Raw genomic sequence first — 19,810 nt, forward strand, 5'->3', positions numbered from 1 at the left:
ACTGCGGGCACGCCGCGTGGAGGTTGCGAGGGATGCCGGATGCACTGGGATGCGGGTCGCGTCGTCGTAGGCAGACTGCCACCGGTCCGGATCGTCCTGCTGCAGATCGCTTCCTGCGCCGACGAGGACACTGCGACCCCGCAGCACGCAGCAAAGACCTGCGGCGTGATGCCGCGGCGTCCGCTCTCGGCTTCGAGACCCTGCGATTCACCTATGCGATGGTCGTGCACCACTGGCCGACGGTGGAGCGAGCGATCCTCGGCGCGATGATCCGGCACGGCCTCCGCTGAGGGGAAGCGGAGAGACGCCGGAGCACCGCCGGCGTGCCACCGGGCGACACGCCGCCGAGCATCTCGCGAGTCTCCGTTTTCCGACGGGTGATGCTCAGTCGCGGGGCGAGAGGAGGTACTCGTTCAGCTCGGCCGTGAGAGTGTGGTCGACCGGGATCTCGACGTCGTCGACGGCCGTGACGGGAGCCGCCAGCCTGACACTCGACACGAGCCACGCGGCATCGACGGAGGTGAGATCGGATGCCGGGATGCGGTCGTACTCGGCGGCGAACCCTCGCGCGGTCAGATGCTCGTACACGCTCAGCTGGGTCGTGCCGTGGAGGATGCCGCCGTTCGGCGCGGGGGTGAGGAACCGATCACCGCGCCGGAGGATCAGCGAGGCGGTCGGCGCCTCCAGCACGTAACCGTCACGCGAGAGGAAGATCGCGTCGTCGGCGCCGCGACGGCGGGCCTCGCGCAGCGCCGCCATGTTCACGGCGTACGACAGCGTCTTCGCGCCGAGGAGCAGCCAGGGCGCTCGCTGCGCGACATCGAGGTCGTACCCGCGGTCGAGCGTGACGACGCGCACTCCGTTCTCACGGACGCCGGAGAAATCGGATGCCGGGGCGACGGTCACCCAGGCGGTGGGCGTCGGCCCGTGCTCGACCCCGCGGCTGAGGATGAGCTTGATGACGTACTCGCCGTCGCCGCAGCCGGCAGCGGCGACCCCGATGGCCTGGTGCCACTGCGCCTGGTTCGGCACCGGCAGGTCGCACAGGCGGGCCGAGTGAGCCAGGCGCTCGAGATGCGGGACCACCTCCTGCGCATGCCGGTCGACGACCCCGATCGACTCGAACACCCCGTCGCCGCGCTGCGTGCTGAGCTCGCCCACGCTCAACGCGGGGGCGGCGGCGTCGACCTTCGTGAAGGTGTCGGCGAAGTCGGTGCGGTCGGCGTCGACCTCTGCGGGGTCGATCATGAGAGCGAATCGCTGAGCCATGATGAGAGCCTACGACCCTGGGAATACCTGCCGCCGCATCGCGTTACACTGATACAGGCCGGGCCGCATAACCCCGGGCTCCAATTTTCGCCGCTGCGAGCGGCCTTCCGCCGAGAGGCGTTCTTGCGGCCCGGTCTTCTCATGTCTGGCCCCAGACACCGCCCGGACACCGCATCAGACGGTCAGGCCAGAGCCCCCTGGCGCCACAGCACGGCGGACGCCGAGAGATCCTGCGCATAGCTGCTGAGGCGGAGTGCCCGCGTGGTCAGCTCGCTCGCCCTGGCCGGCTCGGTCACCTCATAGTCGTCGGCGGTATGGGTCGCGCCGGACGACTGCACGCGGCAGAACGCCGCGGCACGGTCGAGGGCGACGGCGAAGTCACCACGGAACGCTCCCCGCAAGATCGTGTCGATCAGCACGACGAGCTCGTCGGGGTTGGCCGGCACCGGAGCGCCGGCGATGACGGCATCCGCCGACGGCAGCTCCACCCTCCCCCGTTCGTAGAGCAGCGCGGCGGTCTGCGGATCGGAATGGATCGCGAGCTGCAGCAGATACAGACGCCACAGGGCACCGGGCAGCGTTCGCGACGGCGCTTTCGACCACAGCTCGGCGATCTCGTCGATCCCGTGCTCGTCGGTGAACGCCACCAGGCGGTCCGCACTGACCCCGCTCTCGTCGGCGCGCACCCGAGTCAGGAGAGCGGATGCCGTGGCGTGCGCGACCCGCGTCTCCTCCGCCGGATCATGACGACCGACGAGGTTGTCGAAGGCGCTGCTCGGACGACGTACGGGGCGGGAGTGCTGCTCGGGCATCACTCCAGAGTACGCGCGCTTCGCGATCAGGCGGTCGGGATCGCGATGACCGGGTCGGTCGTCGGGGACCCGTCCGGCGAGCCGCCCGCCTGTTCGATCGTGACCGCGATCACGTCGCCCTCGTGCATCTCACCCGACAGCAGGGCGGTAGCCTCGCCGTCCTGGGCCTCGAAGACACCCGCGGAGATCGGCTGGTCACCTCGCACGAACCAGAGCTCGTAGTCCTGATCGTCGGGCAGCGATGCGATGCCGTCCGCCACGAGCACGGCCTCGCCGACCGAGGCCGACCAGTGCGCCGTGGCCGTCCCACCGTCGGCCAGCTCCACGCTGGCCTGCTGGGCGTCGTCGGCGGACTGGATCTCCTGCAGCGCCACGACACTCGCCGGGCGATTCAGGTAGTCGTTGAGCGCGACCGTGCCGACACCGACTCCGACGAGCAGCGCGAGGCAGGCAGCGAGAGCGAAGAGCACGCGCAGGCGTCGTGCCGGCGCCTCGGCACCGGTCTCTCCGCCGAGTGCGGGACGGTGACTCGCCGCGGTGGACGCCTGATCATCGCCCTCCTCGGAGTCGGCTTCGCGGGCGGAGCCGGCGGCATCCGCCGCCTCGACGAACACCTCGCCGTTCTGGGGCGTCGTCGCGATCCGGGCGAGCAGCGACGCGCGGAGGTCAGCCGGCGGCGCGACCGGAGCCACACCCTCGGCGAGCAACGCCGCGACCGCGGCATCCGCATCGGCGATCTTCTGCCACTCCGGGTTCGCGGCCAGGGCGGCGTGATAGCGCTGCTGGTCGTCGGGCGACAGCGCGCCGAGCGCCGCGCCCGCCGCGAGCTCTGCGAATTCGTTCTCGTTCATGCTGTCACCCCCATGGCTGTGCGCAGACGGCTGAGTCCGTCCCGCATCCGTGTCTTGATCGTCCCCAGCGGGGCTCCGAGGAGCACCGCGACTTCGTTCTGACTGTATCCGCCGAAATACGCGAGGACGAGCGCTTCGCGCTGCGCCTCGGGAAGACCTGCGAGCGCGTTCCTGACCTTCTCGCCCTCGATGCCCAATTCGACCCGTTCCGCCACACTGTCGTGCGCGACCCCGATATCCCTGTACCCGGCCTTCACATCCCTGTCCGCGCTGGACTGGGATGCTCGGACCCGGTCGACCGCACGGCGGTGCGCGATCGTCATGACCCAGGTTCTTCCCTGACCCTTGTTCGGAGCGAAGCGCGTAGCGGATTGCCAGATCTCGAGAAAGACCTCCTGGAGGACCTCCTCGCTCTGCGAGCGGTTCACCAGCACCCGGAGGATCAGGCCGAACACACGAGAGGAGAGGGAGTCGTACAGCTCCGCGAGAGCGCGCTCGTCACCCTCGCCTATGCGTATGAGAAGGTCGGCGACGGCATCCCTCGCCGTACCGTCCTCGGGTACGTCCATCCCGTCGATGACCATCTGTACAAGCATGCCGCATCCTCCTGCCTTTCCCGCGCACCGTCACCGGAACGTGAGGGAAAAGAACCGCTCGTGACAGGTTCGTGACCCTGGGGCGAAACGGATTGGAAGAGCGATGCGCGAGATCCGTCCGAACTTTTTCCCATCCGATCTCCGAGGGGTTCCGAACAGCTGTCAACGCCACGGAGAGGCCGTGGCTCAGTTTCTGAAGGAGCACGAGATGTTCAGCACCAAGAAGAAGGTCACCGCAGCGATCACCCTGGGTCTGGCAAGCGCGTTCGTCCTCGCCGGATGTTCCATGGGCGGCGGCTCGTCCGACGAGCCGATGGAGTCCTCCGCACCGGAGACGTCGGAGTCGACGGCTCCCGAGACGATGGACCCGGCGGCCGACCTCGTCGGCCCCGGCTGCGCAGCGTACGCCGAGCAGGTTCCGGACGGCGCCGGCTCCGTCGAGGGCATGTCGAAGGACCCGGTCGCAGTCGCCGCGTCGAACAACCCCCTCCTCACCACGCTCGTCTCGGCCGTGAGCGGTCAGCTCAACCCCGACGTGAACCTCGTCGACACCCTGAACGGTGACGAGTTCACCGTCTTTGCTCCGGTCGACGACGCCTTCGCCAAGATCGACCCGGCCACCATCGAGTCGCTCAAGACCGACAGCGCGACCCTGAGCTCGATCCTCACGTACCACGTGGTCCCCGGCCAGATCGCCCCGTCCGACATCGACGGAACGCACACCACCGTGCAGGGCGCTGACCTCACCGTCACCGGCAGCGGCGACGACATCATGGTCAACGACTCCGCCGCGGTCATCTGCGGTGGCGTCCAGACCGCCAACGCCACGGTGTACCTCATCGACTCGGTGCTGATGCCCCCGATGTGATCCCGTCATACCGAGGAGCACTCTCGGTAACCGTCTCGCCACCAGGGGGAGGGCGGTGAGATGAACCAGGGGCCGTCGACGATGCGAATCGTCGGCGGCCCCTTCTTCGCGCCCCTAGACTGGGGGGACGGGCCTCTAGCTCAGTTGGCAGAGCATCGGACTTTTAATCCGCGGGTCGTGGGTTCGAGCCCCACGGGGCCCACCGCACAGCTACCGCCCGGACCGCGATCTCGTTAGCACCCGCCCCGGGATCCGGCCACCCCCTTTTCCGCGTCGCCCCCTCGCGAGAGGGTCGAAGAGTTCCCGAACCGGGAACCCAGACCTCCACGAAAGGACGCATCATGGCGACTCTGACCGACAGCCGCGTGGCATTCCTCGCGACCGATGGATTCGAGGACAGCGAGCTGACCAGCCCGTGGGAGGCCGTGCAGGCCGAGGGCGCGAGCGCGACCCTCATCGCCCCCGAGGGTCAGCAGATCACCGGCAAGAACGGGCACGTGCAGCACGTGGATCTGACGGCGGACGCGGCGAAGGCCGATGAGTTCGACGCGCTGGTCCTGCCGGGCGGCGTCGTGAACGCGGATCACCTGCGTCTCGACGAGCCGTCGATCGCGCTTGCCCGGACGTTCTTCGAGCAGCACAAGCCGGTTGCCGTCATCTGCCACGGCGCCTGGATCCTCATCGAGGCGGGCGTGGTCGACGGACGCACGCTCACGAGCTACCCGAGCCTGGCCACCGACCTCCGCAACGCCGGCGCCACCTGGGTCGACGAAGAGGTGCACGTGGACAACGGTCTCGTCTCGAGCCGCACGCCCGATGATCTGCCCGCGTTCAACGCGAAGCTCGTCGAAGAGGTGGCGGAAGGCAAGCACGCCGGCCAGACGGCCTGATCTCCCCTTCTGCGAACCGGCGGTCCGGGGTCACGCGCTCGATCGAGCGCGATGACGCCGGACCGCCGCTCTGTTCGCGCAGCGGACCGAGCAGAACCGCTGCCGGCCGTTGCGGGTGATGTCGACGACCACGTTGGTGCACGGTGGGGCCTCGCATCGACCGAGGCGATCCATCCCCCTGGTCACCAGGTGCAGAGACGTGCCGACGGTGATGATGCCCCGGAGGACGAAGGGCAGCGACGGCACGTCGTCGCGGTAGTGCAGGTGCCAGCCCTCGCCGCTGTGATTCGTGAGGCGAGGATAGGCCGCGGCTTCGGCCATCTGGTCGTTCAGGAGTCGGGCCCGCTCCCCCGGGTCGGACTGGTCGACGACCTCCAGCCAGTCGTCGATCACGTCGCGCACACGCTCGTGGTCGTCGGGCGCCGGCGGGAAGACCATGGTCATTCCCATCGACAGCGTCCGCACCTCGATGGCTGCGCGATCGGCGGGCCAATCGTTCGCGAGCGAGGCGGCCAGCAGCACCGCGTACTCGCCGTAAGGGTTGAGATGCATAAGGCCATTACATCACGCTGGATGCATGACCTCACTGCACACGCTCCCGGTACCCCATCCCACTTCTGCGGCACATGAGCACGCATGGCTCATCGAGTCGCGCCACGCGACCAGCGAAGGCGTCGTGCTCTACGTCCGATGCGGCGACTGCGGAACCCGCCGCGTCGACCTCCAGGCTTTTCCGGCCATGCCCCCGGCGGCCCTGAGCGTCGAGCTCGACGCACGCTGAGGTCAGGCGGTCAGGCAGTCAGCTCCACGAGCGTGCGGACCGTGCGCAGGTTCCGCGCAGTGCCGGCGACCCCCAGCGCCCGGTCGAGCACGGCCTTCGTGAGACGCGTGTTCTGCACCCCGCCCTCGCCGTAGTCGATCCACAGTTCGCGCCCCATGAGCACGATGCGCTCCCCCGGCACGAGCCGCTCCGTCAGCGTCTCGACGGCCCCGTCGCCTGCGTCGCCCTCGAGGAACATGGCGTGCAGCATCTTCTCCGACGCCTCCGGGAACGGATGCGTCGATGCAGCCGCAGCGAGCTCGCTGTGGGTGCGATGGATGACGGGGGTGTCGACGTCGAACTCCTCGGCGATGATGGCGCGTACGCGGGCACACGCGGCATCCGGGTCCGACGGGGTCGCGCAGATGACGTTTCCACTCGCGATGTACGTCGAGACGTCGCCCAGCTCCGGTGCCAGCACCTCGCGCAACCTGGCCATCGGCACCTTGCCCCGGCCGCCGACGTTCACGGCGCGCAGCAGCAGGACGCTGCGGGTCATGCGTCGCCACTTTCCACGAGCACGGCGCCCGCATGCGCCAACTCGGCCAGCGCCGACCGGCTCGATCCCGGGGCGACACCTGCGACGAGGTCGGTGAGGATCCGCACCTGCACGCCGTGAGCGATCGCATCGAGCGCCGATGCGCGGACGCAGTGATCGGTGGCGATTCCGACGACGTCGGCTTCCATCACGCCCGCTGCCGTCAGGATGGCACCGACGGTCTCGCCCTTCTCGGTGCGCCCCTCGAACATCGAGTACGCCGGGATGCCCTGACCCTTGTGCACGTGATGGGTGACGGCGTCCGTGTCGAGGAGCGGGTCGTACTCGGCGCCTTCCGTGCCGGCGACGCAGTGCACGGGCCAGGAGTCGATGAAGTCGGGATCGTCGTGGAAGTGCCCGCCGTTGTCGCCCTCCGCGTCGTGCCAGTCCCGTGACGCGATGATGACCTCGTAGTCGCCGGCGTGGGCGTCGAGGTAGGCGGAGACGGCGGATGCCACGGCATCCCCACCCGCGACGGCCAGCGCGCCGCCCTCGGTGAAGTCGTTCTGCACGTCGACGATGAGGAGCGCTCTACTCATGCTCCGAGCGTACGCCGGAGTGAATCGGTGCGGGGAAACCAGAAGGCCCCGTGATGTTCTTCGCATCACGGGGCCTGGTGGAGCCGCTTGTCAGAATCGAACTGACGACCTTTTCATTACGAGTGAAATGCTCTGCCGACTGAGCTAAAGCGGCGCGATCATCGATATTACCCGTTCCGGACGCGCACCGCGAATCGAGGTCGGTTCGGCTCGCGCAGGATCGACGTCACTCGCAGCGCAGACCGTCTTCGGGCACGGTGTCGTCGAGCAGGAAGGCCTCGACGGCGCCGTCGACGCATGCGTTGCCCTTGTTGTATCCGGTGTGCCCCTCGCCCACTCGCGTGATCAGAACACCTTCGGACAGCTGGTCGGCGAGCGACTCCGACCACTCGTACGGCGTGGCGGGGTCATTGGTCGTACCCACCACGAGGATCGGCCCCGCACCCTCCGCGGTGATCTCCCCGCGAGTGCCGGTGGGCGGATACGGCCACACCTCGCACGAGTCGGGGCCGTCCCAATAGGGCGCGATGGTCGGGGCGCCCTCGGCGATCTTGGCCGACGTCGTTGCCTCCGCGGCCGGGTCGTCCTCGACGGGGTAGTCCATGCAGTTGTAGGCGCGGAACGCCTCCGAGGAGTTGTCGATGTAGCTGCCGTTCTCCCGCCCGTTGTAGAAGTCCGCGAGCAGGAAGGCCGTCGAGGGATCGCCCTGCAGCGCCTCGTCGAACGCCTGCGTGAGATACGTCCAGCTGTCCTGCGAATACAGGGCGGCGATGATCGCGGTCATGAGGGCATCGGCTCCCAGCATCCGCCCGTCGCCGTTCTCGAGCGGCACGGCGTCGACGCTCGCGAGCAGCGCGCCGAGGTCGGTCATCGCCTCGTCGACCGAGCCGTTGAAGGGGCACCCGCCGGAATCGAGGCAGTCCTGCATGTACGCGCGCAGCGCGGATTCGAAGCCGAGAGCCTGTGTGGCCCCGACGTCGAGTCCGGACACCGACGGATCGATCGCGCCGTCGAGCACGAGGCGACCGGCCTTCTCGGGGTAGAGGTTCGCATACGTGGCGCCGAGGAACGTGCCGTACGAGAACCCGAGGTAGTTCAGCTGCTTGTCGCCCAGGACCGCACGGATCAGGTCCATGTCGCGCGCGGCATTGATCGTCGTGATGAACGGCAGGATGCCGCCGCTGTTCGCCTCGCACGCATCGGCGAACTCCTTGTGCGCCGCCAGCAGCTCGGCCTCCCATTCGGCACTGCCGCGCGGAGCGGACGGGATCGAGTACAGGTACTCGTCCATGCCCGCGGCGTCGAAGCAGGTCACGGCCGTCGACTGCCCGACGCCTCGCGGGTCGAACCCGATCACGTCGAAGTTCTCGATGAGATCGGCGCCGACCGCGAAGTCGAGGCTGTCGCGGATGAGGTCGACGCCGCTGGCGCCCGGACCGCCGGGGTTCGTGAGCAGCGAGCCCTTCGCGGTTCCCGTCGCCTGGTGGCGGACGACCGAGAGCGTGATCTCGCCATCAGCGGGATTCTCCCAATCGAGCGGCGCGGTGACGTCGGTGCAGTCGAAGCCGGTGCCGCACTGGGTCCAGCTGAGGGTCTGCCCGTAGAAGGGCATGAGGTCCTCGCTGACGCCCTCCGTGTCGGGCGCGTTGGTGACGGAGGGCTTGGGCTCCGCCCCCTCGGGGATCATGGCGTAGAGACAGCCGGAGAGCGCGACGGATGCCACGGCGAGGCCGGCGACGGTCGCGAGGACGCGGCGGAAGCGGGAAGTCTGTCGGTCGGTCACGGTGTCCTCCCGCTCGTGACGGTCACGAGCAAGCTCTCCAGGGCGAGCAGCGGTGCGACGTTGCGCTCCAGCGACTGGCGGGTCTCGGCAAGGTGGTCAAGTACGACAAGGGTACGTGTCTCGGGCCACGCGGACGCGAGCGCGGCGAGCTCGTCGCGGAGTTCGCTGTTGATCAGCTCGTCGCGCCCGAACTGCAGCATGACGACGTCGCGGAACAGCGACTGCAGGTCGGTGAGCACGCGGTCGATCCCGTCGCGCAGGCTGCGGGTGGCGCGCTTCTTCTGCTCGTCTTCGAGCGCCGAGATCTGCGACCGCAGGGCAGGCGGCACGGCCTGCCCCTCGGCGATGCCGACGGTGCGCAAGAGCGTCGCCCTCTCGGCGGCGTCGCGCTCGGCTGTGAGCGCCTTCGCGTCGTCGGTCGCCGCCTGGATGATGCGCCCGGCTACCTCGACCGCGTCGTTGACGCCGCGGACGCCGATCACCGAGCGCAGCGTCTCGTCGCGACGACGACGCGCCGCATCGTCGGTGGCGAGACGCTGCGCCATGCCGATGTGCCGCTGCGCATGGCGCGCGGCCTGTTCGGCGACGGCCGCGTCGACGCCGGTGCGGACGGTTATCAGGCGTGCCACGTCCGCGACGTCGGGTTCGCGGAGACGAAGCGACCGCACGCGCGATCGGATGGTCGGCAGCAGGTCCGCCTCGCTCGGCGCGCAGAGCACCCAGACCGTCTGCTCCGGAGGCTCTTCGAGCGCTTTGAGCAGCACGTTGGAGGTGCGCTCGACCATGCGATCGGCATCCTCGACGACGATCACGCGGTAGCGGCCGGCTGAAGGCGCGAAGTACGAGCGCTCGACGAGCGACCTCGCCTCCGCGATGGTGATGATGACCTTGTCGGTACGCAGCGCGGTGACGTCGGGGTGCGTACCGGCGAGGACCTGCCGCATCGTGGCCTCGTCGTCGGGCCGATCGGCGATCAGCGCGGCGGCGAACGCGTAAGCGAGCGTGGAGCGGCCGGAACCGGGCGGTCCCGTGATCAGCCAGGCGTGCGAGAGCGCAGCGGGATCGGATGCCGCGGCGCGGAGGGTCTCGACCGCCGCGTCCTGCCCCCAGACATCGGCCCAGGGAAAGGGCGGAGATACGGTCTGGGGCATGCACTCAGCCTAATCGGCGGCACCGACGTCCGTGAGCGTCGGATCCCGCTCGTCAGCGCAGCAGACCCTGCACCCTTTCGCGGATGCGGTCGGCGATCCGTTCCGGCGCTTCGGCGGCGTCGAGCACGACGAATCTGTCGGGTTCGTCAGCGGCCAGCGCGAGGAACGCGTCGCGCACCCGGCGGTGGAACTCGCCCTTCTCCGCTTCGAGGCGGTCGAACGGCTTGTCGGCGGAGTCGAGCCTCGTCCGCGCGGCGTCGGGGTCGAGGTCGAGGAGGATCGTCAGGTCGGGGAGCGCACCCTCAGCCGCCCACAGCGAGAGGTCTCGGATCTCGGTGGCGTCGAGCACCCGGCCCGCGCCCTGGTAGGCGACCGACGAGTCGAGATAGCGATCCTGGAGCACGATCTCGCCGCGCGCCATGGCAGGACGGACGACCGTCGCCACGTGATGCGCGCGATCGGCGGCATAGAGAAGGGCCTCGGCCCGCGGAGCGATGTCACCGCGGTGGTGCAGCACGATGTCGCGGATGAGCTGACCGACCTCAGACCCTCCCGGCTCACGGGTGCGGACGACCGCGCGACCCGTACCGGTCAGCCACTCGGCGAGCAGGTTGGCCTGCGTGGTCTTGCCGGAGCCGTCCCCGCCCTCGAGCGTGACCCAGACCCCGCGCTCCGAGGTCACGAACCGACCCTCACTTCGATCGGTCCGCTCACTCGGAGCGCTTCTTCGCGGCGTTCGCCGCACGGGTCGCCGCGGCCTTCTTGGCCGCCGCCGAGCGAGCGGCTGCCTTCTCGGCGTCCGTCTGCGGTTTCTTGGCCGCGGGCTTCTTCGCCGCAGGCTTCTTGGCGGGCGCCTTCTTCGCCGGCGCCTTCTTCGCGGCGGCACCGCGTGCGCCGCGCTTCGGGGCCGGACCCTTGGCTCGCTTGTCGGCGAGCATCTGCACCGCGATCTCGAACGTGATGTCCTCGGGCTTCTGCCCACGCGGAATGGTGACGTTCGTCTCACCGTCCGTCACGTACGCGCCGAACCGTCCGTCGCGGATGCGGATCGGCTTGCCGCTCACGGGATCGGCTTCGAACTCGGCGAGTGCGCTCGACGCCCTGCGGGCTCCGGCGCCGTACTTGGGCTGCCTGTAGATCTCGAGCGCCTGTTCGAGCGTGACGTCGAAGATCTGCGATTCGCTCTCGAGGGAGCGCGAGTCGGTGCCCTTCTTGAGGTACGGACCGTAGCGGCCGTTCTGCGCCGTGATCTCATCGCCGGATTCGGGATCGGTGCCGACCACGCGCGGCAGGCTCAGCAGCTGAAGGGCCGTGTCGAGGTCGATCGTATCGACCGACATCGAGCGGAAGAGCGACCCGGTGCGCGGCTTGGGCGCAGCATCCTTCTTCGCTCCGCGCTTGGGCTTCGGCTTCTCGACGACCTCACCGGTGGACTCGTCGACATCGGCGTCGTCGGACACCGGGTCGTTCTCCTGCACGTAGGGTCCGAACCGGCCGTCCTTGACGACGATGACCTTGCCGTTCTCGGGATTCACGCCGAGCACGCGGTCGCCTGCGACGGGAGCGTCGATGAGCTCCTGCGCCTTCTCGGCCGTGAGCTCGTCGGGGGCGAGGTCTTCGGGAACGTTGACGATGCGCGGCTTCTCGTCGGGCGCGGTGGGGTCGACCACTTCGAGGTAGGGACCGTACTTGCCGAAGCGCAGCGTCGCCGTGTCGGTGATGCGCGTCGAATTGAGTGCGCGGGCGTCGATCTCGCCGAGATTGTCGACGACCTGTCGCAGGCCGACCTGCTGGTCGGAGCCGTAGTAGAAGGAGCGCAGCCACTCGACGCGCTTCTGCTCGCCGCGCGCGATCGCGTCGAGGTCGTCTTCCAGCGCTGCCGTGAAGTCGTAGTCGATGAGGTCGGCGAAGTGCTCTTCGAGCAGTCGCACGACGCTGAAGGCGAGCCACGTCGGCACGAGCGCCTGGCCGCGCTTCGTGGCATAGCCTCGGTCGATCACGGTGCCGATGATGCTCGCGAACGTCGAGGGGCGCCCGATGCCGTGCTCCTCGAGCGCCTTCACGAGCGAGGCCTCGGTGTAGCGGGGCTTCGGCGTCGTGCGATGGCCCTTGGCCTCGGCATCCGACATCCGCAGTTCATCGCCGACCGCCACGACGGGCAAAGACTGCTCGTCGGAGGTGTCCTGAGAATTCCGCTTCTCGTCGCGTCCTTCTTCGTACGCCTCGAGGAAGCCCTTGAAGGTGTAGACGGTGCCGGAGGCCGTGAACTCGACGCTCTGCGTGTCGAGCTCGGGCGTCGACGACGTGTCGACCGCGACGGTGACGGTCGTGGTCTCGTACTTCGCGTCCGCCATCTGGCTCGCGACCGTGCGCTTCCAGATGAGGTCGTAGAGGCGGAACTCCTCGCGGTCCAGTTCCGACGACACCGACGAGGGCGTGCGGAAGGTCTCGCCGGAGGGACGGATGGCCTCGTGAGCCTCCTGGGCGTTCTTGCTCTTCGACTTGTACACGCGCGGCTTGAGAGGCACGGCGGTGTCGCCGTACAGCGCGACCGCCTGGCTCCGCGCCGCCTGCACCGCCTGGGTGCTCAGCGCCGTGGAGTCGGTGCGCATATAGGTGATGTAGCCCTTCTCGTAGAGACGCTGGGCGACGCTCATCGCCTGCTTCGCGCTCATCGAGAGTTTGCGCCCCGCCTCCTGCTGCATCGTGGAGGTGGTGAACGGCGCGTAGGGGCTCCGGGTGCCCGGCTTCGCCTCGACCTTGGATACGGTGCCGACGCCCTCGGCGTCGACCGCGAGTGCGAGCGATGCGGCCCTCTTCTCGTCGAGGACGACGACGGCCTTCTTGAGCTTTCCGGCGTCGTCGAAGTCGGTGCCCCTGGCGAGCTGGCCGCCGTCGACGCGGACGAGCCGGACACGGAACCCGGAGGTCGACGACGCGAGCGCCTCGACATCCCAGTAGTCGGCGGAGACGAAGGCCATGCGCTCTCGTTCGCGCTCGACGATCATCCGGGTCGCGGCGGACTGCACGCGGCCTGCGGAGAGCCCCGTCTTGACCTTGTACCAGAGAACCGGGGAGACGTCCCACCCGTACAGGCGGTCGAGGATACGGCGCGTCTCCTGCGCATCGACGAGGTCGGTGTCGAGTTCGCGGGTATTGCCGACGGCGGCCTGGATCGCATCCTTCGTGATCTCATGGAACACCATGCGCTTGACCGGCACCTTGGGCTTGAGGGTCTCGAGCAGGTGCCACGCGATGGCCTCGCCCTCGCGGTCCTCATCAGTGGCGAGCAGGAGCTCGTCGGCGGTCTTCAGCGCGCGCTTGAGCTCGGCGACGGTCTTGGTCTTGCGGTCGGAGACGACGTAGTACGGGTCGAAGTCGTTGTCGACGTCGATCGAGTACTTCCCGTACGCCTGCTTGTCGGCGGCGGGGATGTCTTTCTTGTCGGCGAGGTCACGAATGTGACCGACCGAGCTGAGCACCTCGTAGCCGTCACCGAGGTACCCCTGAATAGACCTCATCTTCGTCGGGGACTCGACGATGACCAGCTTCTTGCCTTGAGCCAAGGGTGCATCCTTTCTCCGAAGCACACCATACACACCGCCGTGATGGGTTGGTCACAGCGGCGACCTGCGTTCTCGCGGGACCGCGCTTCGCGCCGACGTCATCTCTCCTCGGGTGGCCCGGCACGGGCGCGGGAGACGGCGGCGAGTCCAGCGTACGCCGCCTGGACCTGCACGGTCGCCACGAGACCGGCCAGCGCGCAGCTCGTCACGCGAGCACCGGATGCCGCCGCGACGCGCGCGGCGAGTGCGCAGGGGTCGTCCGCTGCGACCACGGCACCGCTCGCGGCATCCGCTGCGGCGAGCGCCGCGGCGTCGGCGGCCCCCGCGGCCCGCTGCGCGGTGACGGCGGAGCCTCCGATCGCCGCCAGTCCGATCGAGAGCGTGGCCGCGACCGCCAGCAGTCCGGCCCCCAGGGCTGTGCCCGCCATCATCGTCTCCGGTGGGCGGCATCACGGGCGTCCATCACAGACCTCCGGCGAGGGCGCAGCTCGACGCGCGGAGAGGAAGCCGGACCGCGGCGATGGCGACCTCGCTGTGCGCGGTGACGCAGACGAGGTCGGCGGCGGTGCGGCTCGCCATGCCGGCCCCTGGGACGGCCCTCGCCACCGCTGCCGCCGCCCTGCCCGCATCCTCTCCCCGACCGAGCAGTCTCGCAGCGTCGGCCGCCGCATCCTGCAGCGCGACCTGGCGCGACGCCGCGCCGAGCGCACCGGCCCCCAGCAGGAGGACCAGCAGCACGGCGGGCAGCGCGAGAGCGAGTTCCGCGGCGACCGACCCCCGATCGCCGCCCGGTCGACCCGTCACGCGACACCGACACGTCATGAGACGGTGAGCGCGCGGCGCACGATGTCGGTGAGGATGCCACGCACCTCACCCGACCGCAGGATGACGACGAGCAGGCCGGCGAAGGCCACCGCCGCCATGGTGGTGATGGCGTACTCGGCTGTCGCCGCCCCGCTCTCGTCGCCGAAGAGCGATGCCGCGCGGCGGCGGGTCAGTGTGGGGATCGTGCTCATGGTGTTCCTCTTTCTCTAGGTCTTTCTCGTGAGTGCGGTCAGAACGGCAGGGGCGTCGAGGCGAGCACGCTGAGCAGCAGCGGCGCGACCCCGAGCAGGAGGAAGGCGGGCAGGGTGCACACGCCGAGCGGTATCAGGAGTCGGGTGGAGAGCCGCGCGGCACGCAGTCGCCCTTCGACGCGCGACGCGTGCCTTTCCTGCGCCGCCGACGCCCGGAGGAGCTCGACGGCGGGCACGCCCGCCGACCGGGACAGATCGAGAACGGTCCGCAGCCGATGCCCGTCGTCGAGGCACGATGCTCCGGTGTCGTCGACGAGGCGGAGCGCGCGGTCGACGGAGGCTCCTCCCGACAGCGCCACTGCGACCAGTTCCGCCTGCATCCCCGGCGTGCCCGGCCTCGGACGTGCTCTCTTGAGCAACTGGGCTGTCCAGGCACGCGCGGCGAGCACGAGGACGAGCCCGGCCACCAGGCATCCCACTCCGAGCGGGCTCGTCGTGACGATGCCGAGGGTGTCGAATCCGAGCGCGAAGCCGAGGAGGAGGCCGGCGAACGGCATCCACAGAAGCAACCGCGCGGTACCTGCGGGCTCCGCTAGCGCGATCCGCACGTCGTCCGCAGCGGCTGCGGCATCGCGAAGGGTGTCTGCGATCGTCCGCAGCACCTCGGCGAGCGGGGCACCGACGGTCGTGGCGACCTCCCACGCCGCAGCGAGATCGCGCCATGCTCCTCCCTGCGCCTCGATCGCGGACACGAGCGCTTCCCCCGCGTCGACGCGCTCGACGATCGACACCGCGTGCGGGTCGCCGAGGTCGGCGATGTGCCGCCACGCGACCATGGGAGCGGCGCCGGCCTGCAGCAGCACCGCGAGGGTCTGTACGGTGGTCGCCGGATCCGTGCCCTGCGGGGTCGATCTGCGGCGCAGAAACCTCACCACGGCTGCACCTCTTCTATACCGAGGCGATCGCCTTCCAGAGTGAGCGTGCCCGCGCGCTCGATGCGCCTCATCCCGTCGGGGTCCCTGTGCAGGTGCAGCACGATCCCGAAGGCGCTGACCGCCTGTCGGGCGAGAGCCGTGGCATCCAGCCCCGCGAGCGCGCCGAGCGCCTCCAGGCGAGCCGGCACGTCGCCGAGCCCCGAGGCGTGAAGTGTTCCCGCGCCGCCGTCGTGCCCGGTGTTCAGGGCGCTGAGCAACTCGCGCACCTCCTCACCGCGGCACTCCCCCACGATGAGGCGGTCGGGCCGCATGCGGAGCGATTCCCGCACGAGGCGAGCGAGGCTGATTCCGCCCGCACCCTCGAGGTTCGGCTGCCGCGCCTCGAGGGCGACGTGATGCGGATGGCGAGGGGAGAGCTCGGCGACGTCCTCGATCGTGACGATGCGCTCGTTCTCGGACGCAGCGGTCAGCAGCGCGGAGAGCAGCGTCGTCTTGCCGGTGCCCGTTCCCCCAGAGATCAAGACGTTCGTACGATCCCGCACGAGGCCGAGCAGCCACCGCTTCTGCCTGTCGTCGATCGATCCGAGGGCGGCGAGCGCATCGAGGTCGGCGACCCCCGCCCTGGGCACTCGCACCGACAGTGCGGTACCGGACGCCGAGACGGGGGCGAGCACCGCATGGACGCGGATCCCCGACGCCAGCCGCACGTCGACGCATGGCGCCTGGTCGTCGAGGTGGCGCCCGCCGAGGCCGACCAGGGCGACGGCGAGGTCGCGGACCTCCCGTTCCGAGGCCCGCCACCCCTGGACGGCCTCCGTTCCCCTCCCTCGGTCGACGAACAACCCGAGCGAGCCGTTCACGAACACGTCGGTGACATCCCCGTCGGCGCAGAACTCGGCGAGCGGCCCGAAGGCGGGGTCGAGCGGGGCCCGGGTGCTCGCTTCGCCGACCCCGGGGTGGGTGACCGCGTCGCGCGGCTCGATGACGAATCGGTGGCTCATGGCTCGACGCTAGACAGCGCCAGCGGATCGCGGACGGGCGATCGGCGGGCGTCCGCAGAAGCTGTGCGGAACGTCTCTGCGGCATCATCGGTGCAGAGGTGGTGCGGATACGACGCGGAGACGGTCCGCCTCCGGCCCGGCGCAGACACGAGAAAGGCGGCACCTCACGGGGGGAATGAGATGCCGCCGACGGCGACCCTTTCGGGGGAATCGGGCACGCCAAGGCCGGAATGAAGAATTCGGCTGTCGTCGAGTGTACGCAGGGCGACCGTCCTCACAAAACCGGCTCCCGTACCGACTTTCGGCAGTATGCGATGGCATCGGCCGGGACTAGATTCGCCCTCACGCGATCGATCACGGACTCGGTCGCGCCCGTACGACCCGCACGCCGCAAAGGAGCGCCTGCCGATGAGCAGTCAGATCGATCACCTTCTCGACGAGACCCGAAAATTCCCGCCGTCCGAGGAGTTCGCCGCCCAGTCGGTCTCGTCGCCGGAACTGTACGAGCGCGCTGCCGCCGACCGCGAGGCGTTCTGGGCCGAGCAGTCCCGTGAGCTCCTGAGCTGGAACACGCCGTTCACCCGGGTCCTCGACTGGTCGACGCCACCGTTCGCGAAGTGGTTCGACGACGGTGAGCTCAACGTCGCCTACAACTGCCTCGACCGCCATGTCGAGGCAGGCAACGGCGACCGCGTCGCCCTGCACTGGGAGGGCGAACCCGGCGACTCGCGCAGCATCACCTACGCCGAGCTGACCGAGGAGGTCAAACGGGTCGCGAACGTGCTCGAAGACCTGGGCATCGGTCACGGCGACCGCGTCGCGATCTACCTCCCGATGATCCCCGAGGCGGTGGCCTCCATGCTGGCCGTCGCGCGCGTCGGCGCGATCCACTCCGTGGTCTTCGGCGGCTTCAGCGCCGACAGCCTGCGCGCGCGCATCGACGACGCTGGTGCCAAACTCGTCATCACGGCCGACGGCGGCTATCGCAAGGGACGCGTCTCCGCCCTCAAGCCCGCGGTCGACCAGGCGCTGTCCGACCGTGGCGACGGCGAGCAGCAGACGGTCGAGCACGTCCTCGTCGTGAAGCGCGGCGAGAACGAGGTCGACTGGCAGGAGGGCCGCGACGTCTGGTGGCACGACGCCGTGCCCGCGGCATCCGCCGACCACGAGGCACAGGCGTTCCCCTCCGAGAACCCGCTGTTCATCCTCTACACCTCCGGAACCACCGGGAAGCCGAAGGGCATCCTGCACACCTCCGGCGGCTACCTCACCCAGGCGGCGTACTCGCACAAGTACGTCTTCGACCTGCACCCCGAGACCGACGTCTACTGGTGCACGGCCGACATCGGGTGGATCACCGGCCACAGCTATGTGACGTACGGACCGCTCGCGAACGGTGCGACCCAGGTCATCTACGAGGGCACGCCCGACTCCCCGCACCCGGGCCGGTGGTGGGAGATCATCGAGAAGTACAGGGTCTCGATCTTCTACACGGCGCCGACCGCGATCCGCTCGTTCATGAAGATCGGCCGCAGCGTCCCGCAGAAGTTCGACCTCTCGTCGCTGCGACTGCTGGGGTCGGTGGGCGAGCCGATCAACCCCGAAGCATGGATCTGGTACCGCGACGTGATCGGAGCCGGCAAGACGCCGATCGTCGACACGTGGTGGCAGACCGAGACCGGCGCGATCATGGTGTCGGCCCTCCCGGGCGTGACGGCGACCAAGCCGGGCTCCGCACAGGTGCCGCTGCCCGGCATCTCGATCGACGTCGTCGACGAGTCGGGCACCGAGGTGGGAAACGGCAACGGCGGACTGCTCGTGATCACCGAGCCGTGGCCCAGCATGCTCCGCGGCATCTGGGGCGACCCGGAGCGGTACAAGGAGACGTACTGGGAGAAGTTCGAGAACCAGGGGTACTACTTCGCCGGCGACGGAGCTCGCCTCGACGATGACGGCGACCTGTGGCTGCTCGGCCGCGTCGACGACGTCATGAACGTCTCGGGGCATCGTCTCTCCACCGCAGAGATCGAGAGCTCCCTCGTCGCGCACGAGGCCACCGCCGAGGCCGCGGTCGTCGGCGCCTCCGACGAGACCACCGGTCAGGCGGTCGTCGCCTTCGTCATCATCAAGGAGAGCTACCTCTCGGCCCACGACCCGGCAGGGCTCGCCCAGCAGCTGCGCCTGTGGGTCGGTGAGCAGATCGGAGCGATCGCGCGTCCGCGCGACGTCTACATCGTCGGAGAGCTGCCGAAGACCCGATCCGGGAAGATCATGCGGCGGCTGCTGCGCGATGTCGCGGAAGGACGCGAGGTCGGCGACACGACGACGCTCGCGGACACCGCGGTCATGAGCATCATCTCGGCGCAGGTCAAGTAAGACGCGTGCTGAACGCCCCCTCCCGGTCGGGAGGGGGCGTTCCGCATGTGCCGCGATGTCAGGCGAGGATGAAGGTGACCTCGACCTCGACGGGACTGTCGAGGGGCAGCACGGGCACGCCCACGGCGGCGCGGACGTGGCGCCCCGCATCGCCGAAGATCTCTCCGAGCACCACGCTCGCGCCGTTGATGACGCCGGGCTGGCCGGTGAACTCCGGAGTGGATGCCACGAAGCCGCCGACCCGAAGGACGCCGGCGATGCGGTCGACGCCGCCCGCGGCATCCGCAGCGGCAGCGAGCGCGTTCAGCGCGCAGGTGCGGGCGTAGGCGTTCGCGTCGTCGGCGGCGACGGCAGCTCCCACCTTCCCCGTGGCCGGCAGGGCGCCGTCGGAGAAAGGCAGCTGGCCGGAGGTGTAGACCAGGCCGTCGCGGACGACCGCGGGGACGTAGGCGGCGACGGGTGCGGCGACCGCGGGCAGCTCGATGCCGAGCTCGGCGAGGCGTGCGGAGACGCTCACGCTGCGCCTCCCTCGAACTGGCGCGCCGCCTGTTCGGCAGCCGCGAGACCAGAGTTGCCCGCCGCATCCGTGGTGACAGGACGCTTGAAGTAGGCGACGAGCCCGCCCTCCGGCCCCTGTACGACCTGGACGAGCTCCCAGCCCTGCTTGCCCCAGTTGTTGAGGATCGCGGCGGTGTTGTGGATCAGCAGCGGCGTCGTGAGGTACTCCCACGTGGTCATGGCTCTCCTGTCTGGCGGCATCCGCACCCGGATGCGTCAAAGGTGGTTTTTCAGGGAACTC

The 19,810-nt window shown here is 69.3% G+C and carries 23 protein-coding genes and 2 tRNA genes; 6 read left to right on the forward strand and 19 right to left on the reverse strand.

Going from position 1 to position 19,810, the window contains the following annotated elements; all coding sequences use genetic code 11:
• Positions 1-32 precede the first annotated feature (32 nt).
• Entirely contained in the window at positions 33-290 is a 258-nt protein-coding gene (locus tag AUC47_RS16920; RefSeq protein ID WP_256999499.1) for an endonuclease domain-containing protein, read from the forward strand.
• A gap of 94 nt (positions 291-384) precedes the next feature.
• On the opposite strand, the gene AUC47_RS09005 is transcribed toward AUC47_RS16920, so the two are convergent.
• The 4 genes from AUC47_RS09005 to sigK form a co-directional block, all read right to left on the reverse strand.
• The gene (locus AUC47_RS09005; RefSeq protein WP_096714884.1) at positions 385-1,269 is read right to left on the reverse strand and encodes an aminodeoxychorismate lyase; all 885 of its coding nucleotides are present in this window, start codon (positions 1,267-1,269) and stop codon (positions 385-387) included.
• Positions 1,270-1,451: 182 nt separating this feature from the next.
• Complete coding sequence (locus AUC47_RS09010) at positions 1,452-2,081, reverse strand: DNA-directed RNA polymerase subunit beta (RefSeq protein WP_096714885.1); 630 nt, start codon at positions 2,079-2,081, stop codon at positions 1,452-1,454.
• A gap of 26 nt (positions 2,082-2,107) precedes the next feature.
• Positions 2,108-2,932, reverse strand: coding sequence for an anti-sigma factor (locus tag AUC47_RS09015; protein WP_096714886.1), 825 nt, complete (start codon positions 2,930-2,932; stop codon positions 2,108-2,110).
• Positions 2,929-3,528: an ECF RNA polymerase sigma factor SigK gene (gene sigK, locus AUC47_RS09020; protein WP_179297570.1), complete on the reverse strand. Its 600-nt coding sequence runs from the start codon at positions 3,526-3,528 to the stop codon at positions 2,929-2,931. Before sigK ends, AUC47_RS09015 begins: the two co-directional genes overlap by 4 nt.
• Positions 3,529-3,736: 208 nt before the next feature.
• On the opposite strand from sigK, the gene AUC47_RS09025 reads away from it, so the two are divergent.
• The 3 genes from AUC47_RS09025 (at position 3,737) to AUC47_RS09035 (ending at position 5,286) form a co-directional block, all read left to right on the forward strand.
• Positions 3,737-4,396, forward strand: coding sequence for a fasciclin domain-containing protein (locus AUC47_RS09025; RefSeq protein WP_096714922.1), 660 nt, complete (start codon positions 3,737-3,739; stop codon positions 4,394-4,396).
• Positions 4,397-4,525: 129 nt separating this feature from the next.
• Positions 4,526-4,598, forward strand: a tRNA-Lys gene (locus AUC47_RS09030).
• Positions 4,599-4,737: 139 nt separating this feature from the next.
• Complete coding sequence (locus tag AUC47_RS09035) at positions 4,738-5,286, forward strand: type 1 glutamine amidotransferase domain-containing protein (RefSeq protein ID WP_096714887.1); 549 nt, start codon at positions 4,738-4,740, stop codon at positions 5,284-5,286.
• Between the two features lie 30 nt (positions 5,287-5,316).
• On the opposite strand, the gene AUC47_RS09040 is transcribed toward AUC47_RS09035, so the two are convergent.
• Positions 5,317-5,838: a CGNR zinc finger domain-containing protein gene (locus AUC47_RS09040; protein ID WP_096714888.1), complete on the reverse strand. Its 522-nt coding sequence runs from the start codon at positions 5,836-5,838 to the stop codon at positions 5,317-5,319.
• 25 nt (positions 5,839-5,863) lie between these two features.
• Between AUC47_RS09040 and AUC47_RS09045 the strand changes: the two genes are divergently transcribed.
• The gene (locus tag AUC47_RS09045) at positions 5,864-6,067 is read left to right on the forward strand and encodes a hypothetical protein (protein WP_096714889.1); all 204 of its coding nucleotides are present in this window, start codon (positions 5,864-5,866) and stop codon (positions 6,065-6,067) included.
• A 10-nt stretch (positions 6,068-6,077) separates the two neighbouring features.
• Here AUC47_RS09045 and AUC47_RS09050 read toward each other — a convergent pair whose 3' ends face one another.
• The 12 genes from AUC47_RS09050 to AUC47_RS09105 form a co-directional block, all read right to left on the reverse strand.
• A complete protein-coding gene (locus AUC47_RS09050; protein ID WP_096714890.1) occupies positions 6,078-6,605 on the reverse strand; it encodes a DUF1697 domain-containing protein in 528 nt (175 codons plus the stop codon).
• Positions 6,602-7,183 (reverse strand): isochorismatase family protein, encoded by a 582-nt coding sequence (locus tag AUC47_RS09055; RefSeq protein ID WP_096714891.1) that lies wholly within the window; start codon positions 7,181-7,183, stop codon positions 6,602-6,604. The genes AUC47_RS09050 and AUC47_RS09055 overlap by 4 nt, the downstream gene beginning before the upstream one ends.
• A 78-nt stretch (positions 7,184-7,261) precedes the next feature.
• Positions 7,262-7,337: transfer RNA gene (locus AUC47_RS09060), tRNA-Thr, on the reverse strand.
• A gap of 72 nt (positions 7,338-7,409) precedes the next feature.
• Complete coding sequence (locus AUC47_RS09065) at positions 7,410-8,966, reverse strand: alpha/beta hydrolase (protein WP_096714892.1); 1,557 nt, start codon at positions 8,964-8,966, stop codon at positions 7,410-7,412.
• Positions 8,963-10,117 (reverse strand): DNA polymerase III subunit delta', encoded by a 1,155-nt coding sequence (locus AUC47_RS09070; protein ID WP_096714893.1) that lies wholly within the window; start codon positions 10,115-10,117, stop codon positions 8,963-8,965. Before AUC47_RS09070 ends, AUC47_RS09065 begins: the two co-directional genes overlap by 4 nt.
• Positions 10,118-10,169: 52 nt before the next feature.
• Positions 10,170-10,799, reverse strand: coding sequence for a dTMP kinase (gene tmk, locus AUC47_RS09075; protein ID WP_096714894.1), 630 nt, complete (start codon positions 10,797-10,799; stop codon positions 10,170-10,172).
• A 28-nt stretch (positions 10,800-10,827) separates the two neighbouring features.
• Positions 10,828-13,683: a type I DNA topoisomerase gene (topA, locus tag AUC47_RS09080; protein WP_096714895.1), complete on the reverse strand. Its 2,856-nt coding sequence runs from the start codon at positions 13,681-13,683 to the stop codon at positions 10,828-10,830.
• A gap of 98 nt (positions 13,684-13,781) precedes the next feature.
• A complete protein-coding gene (locus tag AUC47_RS09085; protein WP_096714896.1) occupies positions 13,782-14,111 on the reverse strand; it encodes a helicase in 330 nt (109 codons plus the stop codon).
• Positions 14,112-14,145: 34 nt separating this feature from the next.
• The gene (locus AUC47_RS09090; protein WP_256999500.1) at positions 14,146-14,487 is read right to left on the reverse strand and encodes a TadE family type IV pilus minor pilin; all 342 of its coding nucleotides are present in this window, start codon (positions 14,485-14,487) and stop codon (positions 14,146-14,148) included.
• A 14-nt stretch (positions 14,488-14,501) separates the two neighbouring features.
• Positions 14,502-14,699: a DUF4244 domain-containing protein gene (locus AUC47_RS09095; RefSeq protein WP_096714898.1), complete on the reverse strand. Its 198-nt coding sequence runs from the start codon at positions 14,697-14,699 to the stop codon at positions 14,502-14,504.
• Positions 14,700-14,737: 38 nt separating this feature from the next.
• Positions 14,738-15,631, reverse strand: coding sequence for a type II secretion system F family protein (locus AUC47_RS09100; protein ID WP_256999501.1), 894 nt, complete (start codon positions 15,629-15,631; stop codon positions 14,738-14,740).
• A complete protein-coding gene (locus AUC47_RS09105; protein WP_096714899.1) occupies positions 15,628-16,635 on the reverse strand; it encodes a TadA family conjugal transfer-associated ATPase in 1,008 nt (335 codons plus the stop codon). The genes AUC47_RS09100 and AUC47_RS09105 overlap by 4 nt, the downstream gene beginning before the upstream one ends.
• Positions 16,636-17,043: 408 nt before the next feature.
• Between AUC47_RS09105 and acs the strand changes: the two genes are divergently transcribed.
• Positions 17,044-19,011, forward strand: coding sequence for an acetate--CoA ligase (acs, locus tag AUC47_RS09110; protein ID WP_096714900.1), 1,968 nt, complete (start codon positions 17,044-17,046; stop codon positions 19,009-19,011).
• 58 nt (positions 19,012-19,069) lie between these two features.
• Here acs and AUC47_RS09115 read toward each other — a convergent pair whose 3' ends face one another.
• Together AUC47_RS09115 and AUC47_RS09120 are read right to left on the reverse strand one after the other, a co-directional pair.
• Entirely contained in the window at positions 19,070-19,528 is a 459-nt protein-coding gene (locus AUC47_RS09115; RefSeq protein ID WP_096714901.1) for a RidA family protein, read from the reverse strand.
• Positions 19,525-19,749 (reverse strand): hypothetical protein, encoded by a 225-nt coding sequence (locus AUC47_RS09120; protein ID WP_096714902.1) that lies wholly within the window; start codon positions 19,747-19,749, stop codon positions 19,525-19,527. Before AUC47_RS09120 ends, AUC47_RS09115 begins: the two co-directional genes overlap by 4 nt.
• Positions 19,750-19,810 lie beyond the last annotated feature (61 nt).

The organism is Microbacterium sp. SZ1 (genome assembly GCF_002362255.1).
In the GTDB taxonomy this organism is placed as follows: Bacteria; Actinomycetota; Actinomycetes; order Actinomycetales; family Microbacteriaceae; genus Microbacterium.

What these genes read in the sequence shown, in the direction of transcription:
- AUC47_RS09120 (WP_096714902.1), bottom strand. Translation starts at nt 19,749, where the DNA reads ATGACCACGTGGGAGTACCTCACGACGCCGCTGCTGATCCACAACACC.
- AUC47_RS09025 (WP_096714922.1), top strand. Translation starts at nt 3,737, where the DNA reads ATGTTCAGCACCAAGAAGAAGGTCACCGCAGCGATCACCCTGGGTCTG.
- AUC47_RS09010 (WP_096714885.1), bottom strand. Translation starts at nt 2,081, where the DNA reads ATGCCCGAGCAGCACTCCCGCCCCGTACGTCGTCCGAGCAGCGCCTTC.
- AUC47_RS09105 (WP_096714899.1), bottom strand. Translation starts at nt 16,635, where the DNA reads ATGAGCCACCGATTCGTCATCGAGCCGCGCGACGCGGTCACCCACCCC.
- AUC47_RS09005 (WP_096714884.1), bottom strand. Translation starts at nt 1,269, where the DNA reads ATGGCTCAGCGATTCGCTCTCATGATCGACCCCGCAGAGGTCGACGCC.
- AUC47_RS09095 (WP_096714898.1), bottom strand. Translation starts at nt 14,699, where the DNA reads ATGAGCACGATCCCCACACTGACCCGCCGCCGCGCGGCATCGCTCTTC.
- AUC47_RS09070 (WP_096714893.1), bottom strand. Translation starts at nt 10,117, where the DNA reads ATGCCCCAGACCGTATCTCCGCCCTTTCCCTGGGCCGATGTCTGGGGG.
- AUC47_RS09040 (WP_096714888.1), bottom strand. Translation starts at nt 5,838, where the DNA reads ATGCATCTCAACCCTTACGGCGAGTACGCGGTGCTGCTGGCCGCCTCG.
- AUC47_RS09035 (WP_096714887.1), top strand. Translation starts at nt 4,738, where the DNA reads ATGGCGACTCTGACCGACAGCCGCGTGGCATTCCTCGCGACCGATGGA.
- AUC47_RS09085 (WP_096714896.1), bottom strand. Translation starts at nt 14,111, where the DNA reads ATGGCGGGCACAGCCCTGGGGGCCGGACTGCTGGCGGTCGCGGCCACG.
- AUC47_RS09050 (WP_096714890.1), bottom strand. Translation starts at nt 6,605, where the DNA reads ATGACCCGCAGCGTCCTGCTGCTGCGCGCCGTGAACGTCGGCGGCCGG.
- sigK (WP_179297570.1), bottom strand. Translation starts at nt 3,528, where the DNA reads ATGCTTGTACAGATGGTCATCGACGGGATGGACGTACCCGAGGACGGT.
- AUC47_RS09045 (WP_096714889.1), top strand. Translation starts at nt 5,864, where the DNA reads ATGACCTCACTGCACACGCTCCCGGTACCCCATCCCACTTCTGCGGCA.
- AUC47_RS09055 (WP_096714891.1), bottom strand. Translation starts at nt 7,183, where the DNA reads ATGAGTAGAGCGCTCCTCATCGTCGACGTGCAGAACGACTTCACCGAG.
- AUC47_RS16920 (WP_256999499.1), top strand. Translation starts at nt 33, where the DNA reads ATGCCGGATGCACTGGGATGCGGGTCGCGTCGTCGTAGGCAGACTGCC.
- AUC47_RS09015 (WP_096714886.1), bottom strand. Translation starts at nt 2,932, where the DNA reads ATGAACGAGAACGAATTCGCAGAGCTCGCGGCGGGCGCGGCGCTCGGC.
- acs (WP_096714900.1), top strand. Translation starts at nt 17,044, where the DNA reads ATGAGCAGTCAGATCGATCACCTTCTCGACGAGACCCGAAAATTCCCG.